This window comes from Anaeromicropila herbilytica (assembly GCF_016591975.1).
Lineage (GTDB): Bacteria > Bacillota > Clostridia > Lachnospirales > Lachnospiraceae > Anaeromicropila > Anaeromicropila herbilytica.
In genome coordinates, this window is sequence record NZ_AP024169.1 from 5,052,501 (window position 1) to 5,074,018 (window position 21,518).

The window sequence follows — 21,518 nt, forward strand, 5'->3', positions numbered from 1 at the left end:
CTTGTATAGCTAGCGTAGCTTTCTTTAAAAGAGCTAAGATCCTTTTTCATATTGTTATCTAAATTTTTTTGTAATTTTGGTATTGTTAACTTTATTTCACTCTTCAACTGATCAATTTGTCGACTTAAATTATTTCTATCACTTCCTAAATCTGTAGCGAAGTGCTTTGAACTATGTGCGTCAATTAAGATTACATCAGTTTGTATAGAATCTAAGGAAATTATACTATTGATATACTGATTACTTACTAACTTTGCAGCATTACTAGTTTTACTGATAAAGTAAGAACTTAATACATTTGATAATACAGATACAAGTGCTACACTTAGAACCGCAATGAGTACTTTGGTCCCTATCTTTTTATTTTTTAAATTAGTTATATTGGATATAACATTAACTTTTACATTCGTCAGTACTTTTTTCCCCTCATCTTTTCTACTTAGTTTTAATTTCTTCTCTTTGCTCTTTAATCTAAGTGGGCTTTTTAAGCTTAAATTCAACTTCATAATAAATCCTCCTGCAATCTTTAGTTTCTTTTTTCTCATATTATATATTTACGACATATAAATATTCACACTTTACTAAGATGTAATTATACCATATTAAAGTATAATGTAAAGAAATTCCCTTTTATAATCTAGAATTTGGATCAACTTAATAAATTTTCATATATACTACTCTTTAGCTTTTCTCTCAAATTAAAAGTAAAATAATATATTCCAAGTAAATTGAACTAGTTTCTTCCTATTATATGTATTCATAAATGAATTGTCGTATACAATAATACTCTCTTAATTTAGAATAAAAAAATCCTAACCCAGCGGACGTATTTGTACCGCTAAACTAGGACTATATTTTCATAATGTTGTTTATTCTAGAAATTATTATAACATTTGATTATTTATTTGTAAACATTTTCACACGATTATTCTTAACAGTTAATACCTAATAAAAATAAACTTACTTATTTTAATTACGACAATAATCAAATAATAATCGTTTTAGGTTTTATTTTTGTTGTCATGTAATTTTACGCACTAAAAAAGCCCCAACCCAACGGACTCGTATGTTCCGCCAAACTAGGACCTTCACTGCGCCAACAGGGGCTCGAACCCTGGACACCCTGATTAAGAGTCAGGTGCTCTACCAACTGAGCTATTAGCGCATTCGTTATCTTTAACGCAAGATAAATTATATATTATAATTAAGTAAAATGCAAGTACTATTTTTAATTTTTTTGTATTTTTTTATATTATTTAAAAAATTTACAATATATTATATTTTTCAAATATAAATGCAGGTAATAAAATAACAAATCATGCCTAAACTTGTTCCTTTTTAATACCTGCATTTATATTTTGTCTTATAAATTATTTGAAGCTATTTATTTTCTCAACTAAAGTTGCCTTAGGTACAACGCCAATAATTGTATCCACTACTTCTCCATTCTTAATAAATAATAAAGTCGGTATTGTCATTACTTTATATTTACTACTAGTTGCAGGTGAATTATCAACATTTAATTTTCCTACCTTAATAGTACCTTCAAAATCACTAGATAGTTCGTCTATAACTGGAGCCATCATCTTACATGGACCACACCAATCTGCGTAAAAATCAACTAATACTAGTGTATCAGCTTTGATTACCTCTTGTTCGAAATTTTCATCTGTAAATTTAAGTGACATCATTAACATCTCCTTTTATCCTCTATTTTTTAGGTTTATTAACTGATTTCAATAACCCTTCAACCTCATCCCATGATTTTTTTAGATTGTTTGCTTTTTTATTTAGTTCTATATTAGAATTAAATGACTGTAACAACTTTTTTTTCACCGGATTTTTCATTTCAGCTCCCATCTGTCACCTTTGGCGACGTACAAATCAGGGTGTGAAATAGCTTTTTATTTCACAATATCACCTAACATAATAATCATAATATTATATTCAGGAATCGAACAACTGATTATCAAATAGGTAATAATTTAACAATTATATTATAGCAGAAATATCAAGTTATTTCATTATAAATCTACATATATATTATAAGTGGAATTTATTGAATTATTCTTACTTAATATTATAATCTTCATTATAATATTAAAACTTAACTAAAAAGGGAGTTCTCATTTATCTGCTAGCTACTAATCGATTAATCTTTTTCCCTTCTGTGACAAATTTAGCTTCATATTCAGTCATTACATTACCTTCTACATATTCACTATTATGAAGATCATATGTGTAATTTACCAAGTTCCATTTTGCTAATTCTACTTGCTCTAAGGAGAAATCAAATAAATCTTTATTATCAGTCTTAAATATAACTTCTCCTTCTTTATCTAAAACATTATTATAACGAGCAAAAAATTCTTTTGATGTAAGTCTTCTTTTCGCATGGCGATCTTTTGGCCAAGGATCAGAAAAATTCAAATAAATTCTCTTTACTTCATCTTTATCAAAAATATCCATAATACTTTCCGCATCCATTCTTATATAATATAAATTATCTGATATTAACTCTTCTCTTTTTTCCAATGCTCTGATTAGAACACTAGAGAATTTCTCTATTCCAATATAATTAATATCTCTATTGCTATCTGCGAGCTCTTTAATAAATTTTCCTTTGCCCATTCCTATCTCTATGTGTATTGGATTATTGTTTTTAAACAACTCATCCCATTTTCCTTTATATTCTGATGGATTTTCTATTACATATTGATTTGATTCAATTTTCTCTCTTGCACCTTTTACATTTCTAAGTCGCATCTTTACTCTCCTTATTCTCTTGTTTGATATAATTTCCATTTTCTAAAATAAATTGTATTGCATAATATAACCGTACTTAAGCAAACCTATATTTTGTTAGTATTATTACTATTTTTTTAATCTTGCTATATGTTTTAAGCTGATTATTTTCTCACTAAATTATAAAATTTAATGATATAATAGTCAATTTTTTTATTTTTCACCTATGTAAACTGATACTAAAGTCCTAAAAAAGTACCAATAATTTGCGAAGTTTTTTTACTCTTTCTTAATAAATAAATTCAAAAAGCCTTGATAAATCAACAATAGTAACGTAACTCATGACAAATCAGTATAATATTTAATCCTAAAACTGATTTTTTTGTCTAAATTTGCTATGGCTTTTTTTCTAAAAAGTAGTATTATGATATAGGTTGAATGAAGTCGCTAATGTGGTACTAATACTTTACAAACAGTAGATGGGAGGTTGTTTTGAATGGAAAAAGTATTAACTTATTTAAATGAAGTTGAAGAAAAAGCAAATGAAATTATAGAACGTGCTGAAGATGAAAAAGTTGTATTACATCAAGAACTTGATCAAAGAATTTCTAATTTAGAAATGAGCATTTCTGAAGAAAACAAAAAGAAACTTGAAGCACTTCAAAAAGAAATAAATAGTGACTTGGAAAATGAAATTGAAACCTTAAGATCTAACTCCAAAAAAGAATTAGAGGAGCTAGCTAACTATTTTAGTTCCAATCATGATTCTTTAGTTAACAAATTATTTCAAAAAATAGTTGGGGCGTGATAAAATGTCAGGAAATTTAATTAAATATAGTGCTATAACTACTAAAGTTAGAGCAATGCAAAGTCATCTTTTAACTAGCGATGATTTCAAAAAATTATCTAATATGGAAACAACGACAGAATTTATTGCGTACTTAAAAAAACACCCTGGATATGCTTCATTCTTTGCTAGCTTTGATGAGCAGCGTCTACACAGAGGTGAAATAGAACGTATCTTAAGTGATACCATATTTTTTGATTATGCTAAAATATATCGTTTTGCTTCTTTAGAGCAAAGAAAAATTTTAGATATTTATTTGTCTTATTTTGAAATTAAAGTATTAAAAGAATGTTTACAATATATTTTCCATAAGGAACGTATATCGGAGCCACCACGTTTTAAACCGCATATAAGCAGTCATTTCAATCTTAATGTAGAAGCTCTAACTGATTCAAAAACAATGGATGAATTTATTTCTAATCTTAGAAACACTGAATATCATTCATTATTTTTAAAATTACAGAATTCAAGTAGTAAATCACTATTTGATTATCAGATACAGTTAGATATCTATTATTTTCAAAAGATTTGGGGTATCGCTAAGAGAAAACTTAGAGGAACTAATTCTAATGTTTTATCTAGTCTTATTGGTAAAGAAATTGATTTACTTAATATCTTGTGGGTTTACAGATTTAAAAAGTATTATAAAGTAAATTCTACAGATATTAATTCATGTATGATACCAATCCACTATAAACTCTCAAAAAGTGATCTCACTAAATTAATTGAAACAAATTCATTAGATGATTTCTTAAAAGCATTTGAATCTACTTATTATTATAAAACAAATAAGCTAGAAGAAATGTCAATTGAAGATCTCTACTATAAGATTTTACAAAAAGCTTACAAGACTAGCAAAGTAAAGAATCCTTCGTCAATTGCACCGATTGTTTACTATTTATTCTTAAAATCTCAACAGATTGACAGACTCACAACTGCACTAGAATGTGTTCGCTATAATCTTGAGCCTAATGAAACCTTGAAATACGTGTTACAATAACTTAACCTGGAGGTGCATACCTTGATTGAAAAGATGAAATTTATAAGCATAACAGGTCCTAGGAAAGAGATTGATCGTGTAGCAGATACTTATTTGTCAAAATACGAAATCCATCTTGAGAATACTTTATCTGAGTTAACTACTGTAGAAGATTTAAAACCTTATATTGAAGGTAACCCATTTAGAGATATTCTTACAAAATCAGAAGAACTGATAAAGGTTATTGATATGAAACCTGCTTCTTCTAATTATAAGATGACTTCTAAGCAAGCTGCTGATATTGTCAATAGTGCCCACTCTACGCTTGAAGATTATAATGATATTCTAAAAGGCCTAAGAGATAAAAGAACCCATTATAACGATTTGATGAAACAAATCGAACCATTCCGCGTTTTAGATTATGATATTGATAAAATTATGAAATTTAAGTTTGTTCAATATCAATTTGGAAGAATTTCAAGAGAGCATTATGAAGACTTTAAGAATTATGTAAATGAACATCAAAACACAATTCTTGTTGAATGCGATGCTGACCTTGATTATGTATGGGCTGTATACTTTGTTCCTTGCACTATAGCAGCTGACGTAAATGAAGAGTATTTAGCATTACGTTTTGAAAACATTGATCTCCCAGATGAGTACCAGGGAAAACCTGAGGAAGCTTATCAATCACTTCAAAATCAACTTACTGAAGTTTCTGCTAAAATTGAAAGTGTTAAACAAGAATTACACGATAAATTATCTGTAATTGCTGATGACATCATAAAAGCAAATGAAACTTTAAAACGAATCACTAAAAATCATGAAGTACGTAAGCTAGCAGCATGTACTAAATCATTAAGTGATGAAGACTCTTCTCCATTCTCATTCTTTGTATTATGTGGATGGATGAGTGACAAAGATGCAAAAAACTTTGCAAAAGATATTGAAGACGATAAAACAGTCTACTGCTTCATTGAAGATATTGACTTCAATGAAACAAAAAAACCACCTACTAAATTAAAAAACCCAAGTCTAGTTAGACCATTTGAAGCATTTATTCATATGTATGGTTTACCTGCTTATAATGAAATTGATCCAACTATCTTCTTAGCAATTACCTATACAATTATGTTTGGTGCTATGTTCGGAGATGCTGGTCAAGGTTTATGTTTATTAATTGGTGGATTTATACTTTATAAATTAAAGAAAATCGACTTAGCTGCAATTATCTCAATGGCTGGTCTATCTTCTACAATTTTCGGTTTCTTATATGGTAGTATTTTTGGATATGAAGATTTAATTCCAACCTTATGGACAAAGCCTATTGAAGATTCCATGACTGTATTAGGTGTTGCAATTGGATTTGGTATATTCCTTATCTTAGTTGCAATGATTATGAATATTATTAATTCGATTAGAGCAAAAGATATCGAAAAGATCTTCTTTGATCAAAATGGTATTGCTGGTCTTATCTTCTATGTTGCAGTATTATTATCTGCTTTCACTGCATTTACAACAGGCAGTGCACCAGCTATTATTTTATTGATATTATTTATTGGTTTACCACTAATTATTATATTCTTAAAAGAACCTATTACTCATTTAGTAGAAAGAAAAAAAGAAATATTACCTGAAAATAAAGGTATGTTCTTTGTAGAAGCTTTCTTTGAATTATTCGAAATTATATTAAGTTATATTACTAATACGGTATCCTTTGTCCGTGTTGGTGCTTTCGCCCTAAGTCATGCTGGTATGATGGAAGTTGTACTTATGCTTGGTAAAGCAACTGAATCACATCCTAATTTTGTTATTATTATATTAGGAAATATCTTTGTTGCTGGCTTTGAAGGACTAATTGTAGGTATCCAAGTATTAAGACTTGAGTATTACGAAATGTTTAGTCGTTTTTACAGAGGAACTGGTAGAAAATTTGATTCATTCTAATTTCTACAATAAATACTTTTTACAATACTATAACAAATAAAATGTTTAGTTTTGTTATTACACAATATATTAATATAATAATTTTTTTTAACTTTAAGGAGGATTTTATTATGACACAAATTATTTTTATTGCTGCATTTCTTTTAAGCGTTATCGTTCCATTTGGAGCATTTTTACTAGGTGAAAAAAAGAAAGGCAACTTAAAAGCTGCTTTAGGATTTAACGTTTTCTTTTTCTTTGGTACTCTTGTAATTGCAAACGTATTATTATTCAGTGGTAAAGTATCAGCTGCAGAAGCTAGTACAGTAGCAAGCAATGGTTCAGCTGGTCTTCAATATATCGCAGCTGCTCTTTCAACTGGTTTAGCTGCTTTAGGTGCTGGTATTGCCGTTTCTGGTGCTGCTTCAGCTGCTATTGGTGCTGTTAGTGAAGATGCATCTATCATGGGTAAATCATTAGTATTCGTTGCTCTTGCAGAAGGTATTGCTCTTTACGGTCTATTAATTACATTCCTTATCTTAGCAAAGTAGGTGTAAATTATGCAAATGTATCTAATCAGCGATAACGTTGATACGTACACAGGGATGCGTCTTGCGGGTGTAGATGGAGTTGTAATCCATTCAAAAAAACACCTAAAAGAACAATTAGATAAAGTTATTGCGAATAAAGACATTGGAATAGTTCTAATCACAGAAAAGTTTAGTAGGGAGTTTCCTGAGATTATTGATGATGTAAAATTAAATCGTCGCCAACCACTTATAGTAGAAATACCTGATAGGCATGGTACAGGACGAAAACCTGACTTTATTACTTCCTATGTTAATGAAGCTATTGGACTAAAACTTTAAAAGTAGGTGAGAAGAATGAATGTAGATGAAAAGTTAGATTATTTTTATAAGTCAGCAATTGACGAAGCAACAGAGAAAAGCAATTCTATGATTCAAGAATATAAAGAATCTTTAGAAAAGATTTTTGAAGAAACAAAAGCTAGCTTAGTGAAAAAAGCTGATATTAGTTTTGGTTTTGAATCTCAAAACTTAATTCGTGAAAAAAATAAAGTGTTATCGAACGAAACTAGCGAATTAAGAAAAGTTTTAAGTGATAAAAGTTCTGAGTTAACAGAACAACTATTTGTTGATGTTGCGAAAAAAGTAAATGAGTATCGTAAAACTAGTGCATACAAAGATCTTTTAGTAAAACAGATCTTAGAAGCAAAAGAATACTCTAATACTTCTGACATTAAAATATTTTTAGACTCAGATGATAGGGAAATCTTATCAGACATAGAACTTAAAACATCAAGTAAAATTGAATTAAGTAACTTATCATTCCTTGGTGGAACTCGAATTGAGATTCCAGCTAAGAATGTACTTATCGATAACTCTTTTGCAACAAAACTTGCAGAACAAAAAGATACATTTACAATTTAACTTGAATAACTAAAGTAACGTTTCGTTATCATACATTATAAATGGGGGTATCTCCAATATGGAAAGAAAAGGTAAGATTTTTGGTATAAACGGACCAATCATATACCTAAAAGGTAATCTAGGATTTAAGATGGCCGAAATGGTATTAGTTGGTGAAGAAAAATTAGTAGGTGAAGTTATTTCCTTAACTGTGGATACTACTACTATTCAGGTATTCGAAGAAACAACTGGTCTTAGACCAGGCGAAGAAGTAGTTGGTACAGGAAGCGCAATATCAGTAACCTTAGCACCAGGTATTATTAGCAGTATCTTTGATGGTATTGAAAGACCATTAACTGAGATAGCAAAAGAATCTGGAGCATATATTTCAAGAGGTGTTAACGTTGAATCCCTTGATACAAAAAAATTATGGGATGTTCACATCACAGTAAAAGTAGGCGATAAATTAAGTGGTGGTACTATTATTGCAGAAGTACCTGAAACTAGAGCTATTGTTCATAAATCAATGGTTCCTCCAAACGTATCAGGTACAGTTACAAAAGTAGTATCCGATGGTCAATATACGATTAGTGATCCAATCATCACTATCGTTGATGCTGATGGTAATGAAAAGGAATTAACACTTACTCAAAAGTGGCCAATTCGTATTCCAAGACCATCTGCAAAACGTTACCCTGCAGATAGACCACTTGTTACAGGACAACGTATCATGGATACATTATTTCCTCTCGCAAAAGGTGGTACTGCTGCGATCCCAGGTGGTTTCGGTACTGGTAAAACAATGAATCAACATCAAATAGCAAAATGGTGTGATGCTGATCTTATTGTCTACATTGGTTGTGGAGAACGTGGAAACGAAATGACAGAAGTTCTTGAAGACTTCTCAAAATTAGTTGACCCTAAATCAGGTAATCCTTTACTTGATCGTACAACACTTATTGCAAATACTTCAAACATGCCAGTTGCTGCTCGTGAAGCAAGTATCTATACTGGTATCACATTAGCAGAATACTATAGAGATATGGGTTACCATGTAGCTATCATGGCTGATTCAACATCAAGATGGGCCGAAGCACTTCGTGAATTATCTGGTCGTCTAGAAGAAATGCCTGCAGAGGAAGGTTTCCCTGCATACTTAGCATCTAGATTATCTGCATTCTATGAACGTGCTGGTTTCATGCAAAATCTTAACAAAACAGAAGGTAGTGTATCTATCATCGGTGCCGTATCACCTCAAGGTGGTGACTTCTCAGAACCAGTTACTCAAAATACAAAACGTTTCATTCGTTGTTTCTGGGCACTTGATAAATCACTTGCTTATGCAAGACACTTCCCAGCAATTAACTGGTTAACTAGTTATAGCGATTACACTACCGATTTAGCACCTTGGTTTACTCAAAATGTTGGTACTGAATTCATGGATTACCGTAATCAAGTATTAGGTATCCTAACAAAAGAAAGTGAACTTAATGAAATTGTTAAGTTGATTGGTAGTGATGTACTTCCTGATGATCAAAAACTTGTACTTGAAATCGCAAGAGTTCTTCGTCTTGGATTTGTTCAACAAAATGCATTCCACCCATCTGATACTTATGTACCATTAGATAAACAGATGAAAATGATGGAAGTAATTCTTTATTTATATGAAAAAGCGAAAAAACTTATTGGAATGAATATGCCAATGGCATTATTAAAAGAAAGTCCAATCTTTGACCGTCTTATTTCAATTAAATATGATGTTGCAAATGATGAATTAGATAAATTCAATGATTATAAGCTTGCAATTGACGAATTCTATAATAACTTAATGAAATCTAACGCATAAGGAGGGAAAGAATATGTCAATAGAATATTTAGGTTTAAATTCAATTAACGGCCCTCTAATTGCGATAGAAGGTGTAGAAGGCGCTTTCTACGAAGAAGTTGTTGAACTTACAGTAGATGGCACTGAAAAGAAATTAGGACGTATCGTAGAAGTATACGAAGATAAAGCCGTAATCCAAGTATTTGAAGGAACAGATGAAATGTCCCTTAACAATACTCATACAAGATTAACAGGCCACCCAATGGAAGTTGCTCTATCAGAGGATATCCTTGGTCGTGTATTCAACGGTATTGGTCAACCAATCGATGGACTAGGTCCTATTATCTCTGATGATAAGAGAAACGTAAATGGTCTTCCATTAAACCCAGTATCAAGAGAATACCCAAGAAACTTTATTAAAACTGGTATCTCTACAATTGACTGTTTGACTACTTTAATTCGTGGTCAAAAATTACCTATCTTCTCAGGTAATGGTCTTCCTCACGATCAATTAGCTGCACAGATCGTACGTCAAGCATCACTTGGTAGTGATTCTGATGAAGAATTTGCGATTGTATTCGCTGCAATGGGTGTTAAACATGACGTTGCCGAATTCTTCCGTAAAACATTCGAAGAAAGTGGCGTTAGTTCACACGTTGTTATGTTCCTTAACTTAGCAAATGACCCAGTAGTTGAACGTCTTATCACTCCTAAGGTTGCACTTACTGCTGCTGAATATTTAGCTTATGAAAAAGGAAAACACATCCTTGTTATTACAACAGATATGACTTCCTTCGCAGAAGCAATGCGTGAGGTTTCATCTTCTAAAGGTGAAATTCCAAGTAGAAAAGGTTACCCAGGATACTTATATAGTGAATTAGCTACTTTATATGAGCGTGCTGGTATCGTTAAAGGCGCGAAAGGTTCTGTTACTCAGATTCCTATCTTAACAATGCCTAATGATGATATTACTCACCCAATTCCTGACTTAACAGGATATATTACTGAGGGACAGATCGTTCTTGAACGTTCTTTATATCAAAAAGCTGTATATCCACCAATTAACGTATTACCTTCACTATCACGTCTTATGAAGGATGGTATCGGTAAAGGATATACGAGAGAAGATCACAATGACCTAGCAAACCAATTATTCTCTTCTTATGCAAGAGTGGGTGAAGCTCGTGCCCTAGCAAGCGTTATTGGTGAAGATGAGTTATCACCACTTGATAAGAAGTATCTTAAATTTGGTGCTGCATTTGAAAGTCAGTTTATTACTCAAACTACTACAGAAGATAGATCAATTGAGTATACCTTAGATCTAGGTTGGGAACTACTTACGATCTTACCAAGAGAAGAACTTGACCGTATCGATACTAAGATTCTTGAAAAATATTATAAAGCACCTACTAATAATGAAAGTGTTGAGAATGAAGAATAAAGCTTAAGAGGTGAGTGAATGAATCCAAATACTTTTCCTACAAAGGGTAATTTAATATTGGCGAAAAACTCTCTTGCTCTTGCAAAACAAGGCTATGAGCTAATGGATAAAAAGCGTAATATTCTTATTCGAGAACTTATGGAACTAATCAGTACTGCAAAACACATTCAATCTGAGATTGATAGTACCTTTACAGAAGCTTATGCTGCACTTCAAAAAGCGAATATTGAAATGGGTATTCGTAATGTATCTGATGTCAGCAGTTCTGTTCCTGCAGAAGATTCTATTCGAATAAAGTACAGAAGTATTATGGGTACCGAAATTCCTCTTGTAGAATACAATGATATTGAGCAGAAACCTTCTTATTCATTTTATGGTACAAAGGTATCTTTAGATGAAGCATGTAATCACTTTTCAAAAGTAAAAGAGCTTACCATTCATCTTTCCATGATTGAAAATTCAGCGTACCGATTAGCTACTAATATTAAAAAGACCCAAAAACGTGCAAATGCCCTTAAAAATATTACGATTCCTCAATACACTAGTTTGACAATAGAGATTCAAAATGCTCTAGAAGAAAAAGAGCGTGAGGAATTCACAAGACTTAAGGTAATTAAACGTACACAGTCTAAAAAGAAATAAAATAATCAAATGGGTAATCTAGAACATCTAGATTACCCATTTTTTATATCTTATTTCGCAAAATATTGGTACTATTTTAATAACTAAATGATTTTTTATTATTGCCAGACTTATAGAAATAAACTATAATGTTTATGTGGTTTTGCTAAAAATTCCACTCATATATTGTTTATAATCGCTGTATTTGTAATATATAGCGATAAATTTAATTATATATCCACACCAATCAAAAACAAGCGAAAGCACTAAGATAGGAGTTAATTTTTAATGAAAAGAATAGTAACAATACTTCTAATAAGTTTATTAGTATTTTCTGATTCACATACAGTATATGCTGCTAAAGCAAGGAAGGATAACCCTAGTAATACAGTATGGCCAAAAGGTCCTTCTGTTACATCAGATGCTGCAATTATAATGGATGCCAATACAGGCCTTATTTTATATGAAAAGAATATTCACAAACGCTTTTATCCTGCAAGTATAACAAAAATATTAACAACATTATTAGCAATAGAAAATTGTTCACTGAACGAAATTGTTACTTTCTCTAGAACTGCTATATTTGGTATTGAACGTGATAGCAGCCATATAGGTATTGACGTTGGTGAAAAACTAACTGTTGAACAGTGTTTATATGGTATTATGCTAGAATCTGCAAATGAAGTAGCCTATGGAATTGCAGAACATGTTGCTGGCAACATGAAGTCTTTTGCTGATTTAATGAATCAAAAAGCAAAAGAACTTGGCTGTAAAGATTCTCATTTTGTTAACTCAAATGGTTTACATAATGATAAACATTATACAAGCGCATATGACATGGCACTCATATCGAAAGCTGCAATAAGCAATAGTACATTTCGTAAGGTAACTTCAACAGTATCTTATGTAATACCACCAACAAATATTCAAAAGGAGTCTAGGTATTTAACAAACCATCATAAAATGTTACGTAGTACTTGTTATCATTATGATGGCTGTATAGGCGGTAAAACTGGCTATACGACCATATCTAAGAATACACTTGTTACATTCGCTAAAAAGGGCGATCTGGAGCTCATATGTGTAGTTATGCATTCAGATCCAGTCCATCAGTACACCGATACCGCTGAGCTTTTAGACTTTGGCTTTAATAATTACACAGCATATAACCTTTCAGAACAAACTGGTACTGCCTTAAGTGACAATACACCATTTTTCACTAGATATAATACCTTGTTTGACAAGCAAAATACACCACTACAAACTTCTACAAAAGGTATTGTTGTATTACCTAATTCCGCAAATATAAAAGATGTAACGAAATCAATTAATTATAGTAATAAAACCGGGGATTCAAAGGATAACACTGTAATTGGTTCTATCACATATACTTACAAAGGTAAAACAGTAGGTACTTCTGATATAACATATGATAGTACTAAAACAAAAACTTTACTTATTGATCAAAATCAAAATAAAACCACAAATAAATATGATACTCTTGATGCTAATAAACATCTGAAATTATTTATAATTATATGTATATCTTCCATTGTTTGCCTCAGCTTTATTGCTTATTATATTTTGGTTGTTCGTGCGAGAAGAAGAAATTCTGCATACTTTAGAAAATCCAGGACAAGCAATCGATATTATTAATTGACCAAAAATAAGTTACTTATTAACATTACAAGAAATAAAAAAAGAAATACTGCACTATGCATTATTTCTTTTTTTTATTTCTTGTAATCGTTTATTATTTCTTTTCTTTCTTCTTTTAACTCTTAGTTCTTCTTGCTTGAATTTAATTAAGTTTGCTTCTTCTTCGCTTACAATTTTAAGGGTTTTTACTGCAAAACTCTTTCCATCTATCGTTTTTTTAATACGTATTTTACCCACGATGTAGCCATGTTCTTTACAATATGCTAAGCAATAATATACCTTAGCACTTGATGAAAACCAACGAATTTTTTTGGTGGCTCTTTTACCACATTTATAGCATACTGTAGATCTAACATCCTTATCCTGTAATGCTAACTCTTTTGAATTAAATTCTGTTGATATTTCTTTTGAATAATTCTCATAGACTAATTTGATTTCATCTTCTTTTCTTTTAGGATTATAGAAATAATCCAAGGAATAGTTTTTCTGAGCAATATCTATATCCATTTGTTTAAATATTAATGCTGCATAATTTGCGTCATTTAACGCCCTATGAAAGGATTCCTTTTTACTTATATTAATATAATCAATGGCATATTCTAATGTCCTTGTAATTTCTGCATTATCGTATATCAATGCAAATATTTTCTGTATATCATAATACTTTATAGGCCTATCTCTTAATTCTTTAACTTGGAAATACTTCATATTTCGTTGCATTTCTGTTAAATCCATCGCTCCCCAAGTACAAAAGATATAGTCATCCCCACACCAATCAAAAAAATGTTTTATAACTTTTGGAAAAGTTTCTTTGTTCTTTAAATCTTCCATTTTTATATGAATAATTTCTTCAGTTTTATAATGTATCTCATGATATATTTGGGGTTTAATTAATTCACTAAATTCAGAAATCTTGTTCCTGTCTTCATCTAATTTAACAGCACCTATCTCTATTATTTCGAAAGGTATCTCTTTATTTTCAGTGCCCTTCCCTGTTGGACTTTGATTCCATTCTAGATCCAATATGATGTAGTTCATTTTTTCACCAACTTTACTCTTATGGTTTTACTCCCATTTCTATATACGATGATATCATACAGCTCCCATCTGCTCCATTAATGCCAGCAAAACATGAGTGTATATATTCTTAATTTACATTAACTTAATTGATTAAATAGTAGTGCAATTTCATCTGGGCTAAGCTTCTTGTTAGGATCTGACATATCTATATCAAGAGCAGCTAATTTTTCATCAACTGATTGATTTTCATTATTTTCTTTTATATTGTCATTTCCTGATTCTCTTTTACTTACTTCATTATTTTTTAATACAGAACTTTGTATATTTTCTAATATTTCGTTATATTTACTACCATACATTATTATAGTATCATTTAGCGTTTTTTGTTCCTCTAATAGCTTAGTTATGACAAATAATTTATCATCTATCAAATTATAGCTTTTTTTGGTTGAAACATAAATAGCCTTTTGTATATTTTCCATCTCTTCTAATTTTTTGTTAAGACTTTCATAGTTACAACTATCATTTGCTTCATTTTTTCGTAATCCATCAAGTTGCGTAATTCCTACATCTAAAACTAAATATGCAGAAATAAGTACGACCACTCCCATTCCTATAATACTAATTAAATCATTTCTTGTTTCTAGTAAGCAATAAGCTTCCATCATTATACTTAATAAAAAAAATAAACTAAAACCTATAAAACTAAACTTATGCTTCATGTTAGCTCCCCTCCGTCGCCATTGGCGATATACAAATCAGGGGTGTGAATTAATTTCACACTAGATTCTATTAGCAAATTCTAATCGCTTTCAAATCGAGGTAGTGAAATAAATTTCTCCACACTATTATCCTCATTATTTGTATTTTATTGTTTATTCTCATACTATTGTGACTACTATATGATAATCATAATATATTTTGTATATTATTACAATCATTTGTATTGTAAGATTTTATAATATATAAAATAACTAATCATATATTATAAAAAATGCTGTAAGTCCAATTCTAGGGCCTACAGCATTCAAAATAAACACCCCCAACAAGAATCGAACTTGTAACTAGCCCTTAGGAGGGGCTTGTTATATCCATTTAACTATGAGGGCATGCAGACATATTTATAATTGTAAAATCATGTCTTACACTAATATACTATTTTCATTTGTATATTTTAGCAACATATCTATTTTATCTTTAAATTATATTTAAGTCAATATTAATATTATAATAAATTTAATCACAATTATGTGCTTTATTGAACCAAAACTTCATTTTTACTATTAAGATACAACCTACACTTCTGAAAAATCAATAAATCCTTGCATCCAAATGTTTCCCTTAAAACGTCTTCCAACAGATGGCTCTCCTAATAAATCTTCTTTATTAATACATATATTTAATATTAAGTCATTACACTCAATTAATAAATCATATATACTTTCCTTGGTAAATTCATTGTTTATCAATTTTGAATCAAGAATAGTTCCCAATATAGAGTAATTATCAGATTCAGCACCATATGGTACAAATGAAGTATCTACAATCGAATAAATATCTTCATGTTTTGCCCGCTTCGAGATTAATGCATATAAATCAATATCGTCAATCGTTAAACTATCAATTGCATCTTGATTACCTTTTTTAGCTTCTGCTATAAGGTTATTTCTATACTTAGTATCAGCTTTATTATTACGTATCTGTTTTTCTGTTTTATCAAGAGGTAATAATATTTTACCTTCTATAGAAAGACCAGATAATGTCACTGGAACAATGATACTAGGGAAATCCTTTACCTTCTTTTTCTCTATATAATCGATCACATTTTGAAGATAAAATATTAAAGATACTCCCAAACGTATATCATCACACATACCAGTATATGAATCCGTATCTACTTTCTTATTTACTACAACATCCTCCTTCGCAGTCACCATCTGGCCACAAAAATGAGGAAAATAATGCTCCAAATGGAAGAAGCCAAATTCATCATATTCACCACGAATAGTAATTCCCATTCTTTCAGAAAAATTCTTTGTAATCTCGGTTAAGATTACCTTATCATTAACTTTTGTAGTTGTCTTATTTGTTGGTTCGTTCATAATAGTTCCAATAATTTTATCTAAATCACTTCTACTTCTAACATTACTAAATCCAATTGCTCTTAAATAGCTATGCATACTTATCACCGCCTTCTATAAATATTATTTATAATCATACATTTAAATTTTGTTTTATCACTAAATAGGTTACGTACTATTATATCAATTATAAACATATGCTTCAAGTAAAATTATATTGACAATTATATAACTATGAATAACTTTGATTATTTTTATTCAAAACAAAATAGCTATAAATTTATAGCTATTTAGATAATCTTTTTCAATGAAATAAAATTCATATTAAATTTCTATTGTATCTACAATAAAAATATTAAGTATCTTTGTTAAATCCTTCTCCATCCAATTCTCTGTATTATTACCATCTTTATCTTTTACAATTCTAATTACCGGTCTTGCAGGAAAACCCGAATTTTGCCTTAATACAATTCCTATTTCTCCCTCATTAGTAATTACAGTAGAACTATTAGGAAAAACAGCAACAGATTTATTAAAAACATTTACTACATTCTGATCAAACCGAATTCCTGACTGGCTAAGAATATATTCTATCGTTTCATGTACTTTCATTGGTTTTGTAAAAGTTCCATATACAAGACGATCAAACTCATCACATACAGCAACAATTTTACTTTCAAGCTTAATTCTATCTCCTTTTAAATGAAAAGGATAACCTTCACCATTTATATTTTCATGATGTGATAAAATTATATCTTTTGAAATAGGACTTAACCAATCTTCTTTTTCAATAGCAGAATAACCATAAATAACGTGTTTTTTAATTTCCCTGCGTTCTAACTCAGAAAATTGATCAATGCTCTTATCTTGATAATTAAATGTTATATAATTATACCCTATATCATGTAGTAGACTCCCTATAGCAATTTCCTGTACTCTTTTTTTTGATAGTTTTAATCTTAATGCAATTAGAACTGACAACGTACAAACATTTACACTGTGTGAGTAAAGGCTTTCACTCTTTTCTCTAACACCTGAAATGTTATACATAACCTCAGATTGTTCCAACATATCTAATATAATATCTTCTGCTACTATTTTTAACTTCTCCAATTTATTATTTCCATTATAGAAATACTTTTGAATAGTATCTTTTACTACATTTTGACATTGTTCTTTGATCTGTTCTTCTATAATTTCATCTACTTTGATGCCTTTTCCTAAATCATCATCAATATAAATATAACCAATATTTAACTCTTTTAGACGAGGAATATATTCTTTCTTTAAATAAGTTCCTTCTGACATTAAAACTATTCCCGTATCACTCCACACATTCCTAGCTAACTTTTCATTTCCTTTAAGCGTATTAATTGATACTTTTCTCATATTATCACCATCTCATTAAATTGCATGCAAATTCTTATACATTATTCCTATTTATATACAATAATACTACATAATTAATTAAATCTCTACTACTAAATAAATGATTCTTCAAATATACCCAATTATGTATTTTGATAAAAAATTATATTAAAGTATTAATACTATTATTATTTGCTTTAATATAATTTACAAACCATATCTATACCATTATATACTAAATTGTGTTTATTTCATATATTACACATTTCCTATATTTTAGTACTTGCATTTTTGTATATTTTATTTTTAGATATAATTCAACAAAACCATTTTAAAAAAGCCATCTCTATATGAGATGGCTTTCTAAATATTTTATATATAATTATTTACCATAGTAAACTTTTAAATACATTTCTTTCATTTCTTTCATTAATGGGTATCTTGGGTTAGCACCTGTACATTGATCATCAAATGCTTGCTCAACCATTGAATCAAGAGTATCAAGGAATGCCTTTTCATCAATTCCGTATTCAGCAATTGATTTTTTGATTCCAACTTTAGCTTTTAATTCATCAATAGCTTTTAAGAAGTTATCAAATTTTTCTTGATCATTTTTACCTTGAATTCCTACGAAGTTAGCACATTCTACATATCTTTCTAATGTATGTGGATATTGATATTGTGAGAATGTTCCCATTTTTGTTGGAATTGCAACAGCATTAAATTTCATAATTTCTGTTATTAATAATGCATTAGCAACACCATGTGGTAAGTGGTGGAAAGCACCTAATTTATGAGCCATTGAGTGACATAATCCAAGGAATGAGTTAGCGAATGCCATACCAGCTAAAGTAGATGCATCTGCCATCTTTTCTCTTGCGATTGGATCTTCTGAACCTTTTTCATATGCATCTGGTAAATAAGCAAAGATATTCTTCATAGCTTTTAATGCTAAACCATCTGTATAGTCAGTAGCCATAATTGAAGCATATGCTTCTAATGCATGTGTAAGAGCATCGATACCAGAAGCACTTGTTAATCCTTTTGGTTGGCTCATCATCATATCAGCATCAATAATAGCCATCTTAGGAAGTAATTCATAATCAGCTAATGGATATTTGTGTCCAGTTTTTTCGTCAGTGATAACTGCGAATGGTGTTACTTCTGAACCAGTACCTGATGATGTTGGAACAGCTATAAAGTAAGCTTTTTCACCCATTTTAGGGAATGTGTAGACACGTTTTCTAATATCCATGAATCTCATAGCCATATCCATGAAGTCAGCTTCTGGATGTTCGTACATTACCCACATAATCTTACCAGCATCCATTGCAGAACCACCACCGATAGCAATGATACAATCTGGTTCGAATGATCTCATAGCTTTAGCACCTTCTTTAGCACAAGCTAAAGTTGGATCTGGAGCTACTTCATAGAAAGTAGTATGTTGAATACCCATTGCATCTAATTGATCTGTAACACATTTAGTATATCCATTTTTATATAAGAAGGAGTCAGTTACGATAAATGCTTTTTTCTTACCCATTACGTTCTTTAATTCATCAAGAGCTACAGGTAAACATCCTTTCTTAAAGTAAACTTTTTCAGGTGCTCTAAACCAAAGCATATTTTCTCTCCTCTCAGCAACTGTCTTAATATTGATAAGGTGTTTTACTCCAACGTTTTCTGATACAGAGTTTCCACCCCATGATCCACAACCAAGAGTTAAAGATGGTGCTAAACCGAAGTTATAGATATCTCCAATACCACCTTGTGCTGCTGGAGTATTGATAAGAATTCTACAAGTCTTCATTGCAGCTTGGAATTTATCCATTTTTTCTTTACCAGTACCTACATTAATATATAATGAAGAAGTATGGCCATATCCACCGTCAGCTACAAGTCTTTCAGCTTTTGCAACAGCTTCATCAAATGATGATGCTTTGTACATAGCTAATACTGGAGAAAGTTTTTCATGTGCAAATTGTTCTTCTAATTCAACTGATTCAACTTCACCAATAAGAACTTTAGCTGATTCAGGAATATCAAATCCAGCTAATTTAGCAATTGTATGAGCACTTTGACCAACGATCTTAGCGTTAAGAGCACCATTGATAAGAATAGTTTCTCTAACTTTTTGAGTTTCTTCTTTATTACAAATATAACATCCACGATCTAAGAATTCTTTTCTTACTTGATCATAGATTTTATCGCTTACGATAACTGATTGTTCTGACGCACAAATCATACCATTATCAAATGTTTTTGAGTGAATTAATGAGTTAACAGCTAATCTAACATCACAAGATTCATCCATGATTACTGGAGTATTACCTGCACCAACACCTAGTGCTGGTTTACCTGATGAATAAGCAGCTTTAACCATACCAGGACCACCTGTAGCTAAGATAGTGTCTGCACTCTTCATTACTTCGTTAGTAAGTTCAAGTGAAGGAACGTCAATCCATCCAATAATTCCAGCTGGAGCTCCTGCTGCTACTGCTGCATCTAGAACAACTTTAGCTGCTGCAATTGTTGAATTTTTAGCACGTGGATGTGGACTAATAATAATAGCATTTCTAGTTTTAAGACAAATTAATGTTTTGAAGATTGCTGTTGATGTTGGATTAGTAGTAGGAATAACTGCTGCTACTAGACCGATTGGTTCAGCGATTTTCTTAATACCAAATGATGTATCTTCTTCAAGAACACCACATGTTTTTGTATCTTTATATGCATTGTAAATATACTCAGCTGCATAGTGATTTTTAATTACTTTATCTTCAACAATACCCATTCCAGTTTCTTCAACTGCCATTTTAGCTAAAGGTATTCTTTGTTTATTAGCTGCTGTAGCTGCAGCTAAGAAGATTTTATCAACTTGTTCTTGAGTATAAGTAGCAAATATTCTTTGAGCTTCTCTAATCTCATTCATTTTAGCAACTAGCGCATCAACACTATCTACTAATCCTGTTGTAGCCTGTACTTTGATTTCTTCTTGTACTTGATCTTTTTTTGCCATGATGGATTATCCTCCTAATTTGAAATACTATTGTTATGTTAATTGTGTCAAAAAATTAACAATATGATTTGTCAATCAATTATTTATTAACTACTTTGATTATATTAGTTTGTTAATAATTTGTCAATATTAACTTTATTATAAAATCTTATAGTAATTTCTATTCTTAAGTTATGCATTTTATAATAATTGTTCTATCAATTTAATGGTATATTTAGTAGTAATTCTATAATTCAAAGAATATTTTGCTCTTACATATATCTAATTTAACTTAAAATAAGGTATTTTCTTATCTGAATTTGTCTGTTTTTTAAAATTATTATAATTCAACTTTATTTCTATTAATATTTTATTTGATATTTTTTTAACATATATCTATTTGTATATTGTATACTTTATACTATAATATCCGTTTTTATGACATCCTTTCTTTAATAATATTGTTATTTTATTATCAATCTTTTTATTTAACTATATTTCTATATATCTATAATTTTTTTTTATATATAGTAGAACCTTGCCATATAATAATTTTTTTATGTTATATCTATTAT

General features: G+C 30.2%; 19 protein-coding genes and 2 tRNA genes (1 of these 21 only partly in view). 10 read left to right on the forward strand and 11 right to left on the reverse strand.

Annotation, left to right across the window (positions count from 1 at the left end):
* From bsdtb5_RS21575 to trmB, 5 genes are all read right to left on the reverse strand, one after another.
* On the reverse strand, positions 1–506 hold the 5' portion of the coding sequence (locus bsdtb5_RS21575) for a methyl-accepting chemotaxis protein (protein ID WP_271713989.1). It extends 1,354 nt beyond the left edge of the window; only the first 506 of its 1,860 coding nucleotides appear in the window; the start codon lies at positions 504–506; the stop codon falls past the left edge of the window.
* 586 nt (positions 507–1,092) lie between these two features.
* Positions 1,093–1,165, reverse strand: a tRNA-Lys gene (locus bsdtb5_RS21580).
* A gap of 205 nt (positions 1,166–1,370) precedes the next feature.
* The gene (gene trxA / locus bsdtb5_RS21585; RefSeq protein WP_271716164.1) at positions 1,371–1,688 is read right to left on the reverse strand and encodes a thioredoxin; all 318 of its coding nucleotides are present in this window, start codon (positions 1,686–1,688) and stop codon (positions 1,371–1,373) included.
* 22 nt (positions 1,689–1,710) lie between these two features.
* Entirely contained in the window at positions 1,711–1,848 is a 138-nt protein-coding gene (locus bsdtb5_RS21590) for a hypothetical protein (RefSeq protein ID WP_271713990.1), read from the reverse strand.
* Between the two features lie 282 nt (positions 1,849–2,130).
* Positions 2,131–2,766, reverse strand: a complete 636-nt coding sequence (gene trmB / locus bsdtb5_RS21595) for a tRNA (guanosine(46)-N7)-methyltransferase TrmB (protein ID WP_271713991.1) — start codon at positions 2,764–2,766, stop codon at positions 2,131–2,133.
* A gap of 475 nt (positions 2,767–3,241) precedes the next feature.
* Between trmB and bsdtb5_RS21600 the strand changes: the two genes are divergently transcribed.
* From bsdtb5_RS21600 to bsdtb5_RS21645, 10 genes are all read left to right on the forward strand, one after another.
* Positions 3,242–3,553, forward strand: coding sequence for a hypothetical protein (locus bsdtb5_RS21600; protein ID WP_271713992.1), 312 nt, complete (start codon positions 3,242–3,244; stop codon positions 3,551–3,553).
* A gap of 4 nt (positions 3,554–3,557) precedes the next feature.
* The gene (locus bsdtb5_RS21605) at positions 3,558–4,592 is read left to right on the forward strand and encodes a V0D/AC39 family V-type ATPase subunit (RefSeq protein WP_271713993.1); all 1,035 of its coding nucleotides are present in this window, start codon (positions 3,558–3,560) and stop codon (positions 4,590–4,592) included.
* Positions 4,593–4,613: 21 nt separating this feature from the next.
* Positions 4,614–6,518 (forward strand): V-type ATP synthase subunit I, encoded by a 1,905-nt coding sequence (locus tag bsdtb5_RS21610; RefSeq protein WP_271713994.1) that lies wholly within the window; start codon positions 4,614–4,616, stop codon positions 6,516–6,518.
* Between the two features lie 110 nt (positions 6,519–6,628).
* Positions 6,629–7,048 carry an ATP synthase subunit C gene (locus bsdtb5_RS21615; RefSeq protein ID WP_271713995.1) on the forward strand — a complete coding sequence of 140 codons (420 nt, stop codon included), beginning with the start codon at positions 6,629–6,631 and terminating at the stop codon, positions 7,046–7,048.
* Positions 7,049–7,057: 9 nt separating this feature from the next.
* Entirely contained in the window at positions 7,058–7,366 is a 309-nt protein-coding gene (locus bsdtb5_RS21620) for a V-type ATP synthase subunit F (protein ID WP_271713996.1), read from the forward strand.
* 15 nt (positions 7,367–7,381) lie between these two features.
* Positions 7,382–7,948, forward strand: coding sequence for a V-type ATP synthase subunit E (locus bsdtb5_RS21625; RefSeq protein WP_271713997.1), 567 nt, complete (start codon positions 7,382–7,384; stop codon positions 7,946–7,948).
* A 58-nt stretch (positions 7,949–8,006) separates the two neighbouring features.
* Positions 8,007–9,773: a V-type ATP synthase subunit A gene (locus bsdtb5_RS21630; RefSeq protein WP_271713998.1), complete on the forward strand. Its 1,767-nt coding sequence runs from the start codon at positions 8,007–8,009 to the stop codon at positions 9,771–9,773.
* 13 nt (positions 9,774–9,786) lie between these two features.
* Positions 9,787–11,193, forward strand: coding sequence for a V-type ATP synthase subunit B (locus tag bsdtb5_RS21635; protein WP_271713999.1), 1,407 nt, complete (start codon positions 9,787–9,789; stop codon positions 11,191–11,193).
* 18 nt (positions 11,194–11,211) lie between these two features.
* Positions 11,212–11,835 (forward strand): V-type ATP synthase subunit D, encoded by a 624-nt coding sequence (locus bsdtb5_RS21640; protein WP_271714000.1) that lies wholly within the window; start codon positions 11,212–11,214, stop codon positions 11,833–11,835.
* Between the two features lie 267 nt (positions 11,836–12,102).
* Positions 12,103–13,470, forward strand: a complete 1,368-nt coding sequence (locus bsdtb5_RS21645; RefSeq protein WP_271714001.1) for a D-alanyl-D-alanine carboxypeptidase family protein — start codon at positions 12,103–12,105, stop codon at positions 13,468–13,470.
* A gap of 57 nt (positions 13,471–13,527) precedes the next feature.
* On the opposite strand, the gene bsdtb5_RS21650 is transcribed toward bsdtb5_RS21645, so the two are convergent.
* The 6 genes from bsdtb5_RS21650 to adhE all read right to left on the reverse strand — a co-directional run bounded on the left by bsdtb5_RS21650 (position 13,528) and on the right by adhE (position 20,964).
* Positions 13,528–14,511, reverse strand: a complete 984-nt coding sequence (locus bsdtb5_RS21650) for a 3'-5' exonuclease (RefSeq protein ID WP_271714002.1) — start codon at positions 14,509–14,511, stop codon at positions 13,528–13,530.
* A 119-nt stretch (positions 14,512–14,630) separates the two neighbouring features.
* Positions 14,631–15,215, reverse strand: coding sequence for a hypothetical protein (locus bsdtb5_RS21655; protein WP_271714003.1), 585 nt, complete (start codon positions 15,213–15,215; stop codon positions 14,631–14,633).
* Positions 15,216–15,530: 315 nt separating this feature from the next.
* Positions 15,531–15,602 (reverse strand) — tRNA-Arg (locus bsdtb5_RS21660).
* 186 nt (positions 15,603–15,788) lie between these two features.
* Complete coding sequence (locus bsdtb5_RS21665; RefSeq protein ID WP_271714004.1) at positions 15,789–16,673, reverse strand: DUF3881 family protein; 885 nt, start codon at positions 16,671–16,673, stop codon at positions 15,789–15,791.
* Between the two features lie 225 nt (positions 16,674–16,898).
* Positions 16,899–17,963, reverse strand: a complete 1,065-nt coding sequence (locus bsdtb5_RS21670) for an HD-GYP domain-containing protein (protein WP_271714005.1) — start codon at positions 17,961–17,963, stop codon at positions 16,899–16,901.
* Positions 17,964–18,324: 361 nt separating this feature from the next.
* Positions 18,325–20,964 (reverse strand): bifunctional acetaldehyde-CoA/alcohol dehydrogenase, encoded by a 2,640-nt coding sequence (gene adhE, locus bsdtb5_RS21675; protein WP_271714006.1) that lies wholly within the window; start codon positions 20,962–20,964, stop codon positions 18,325–18,327.
* Positions 20,965–21,518: the final 554 nt, after the last annotated feature.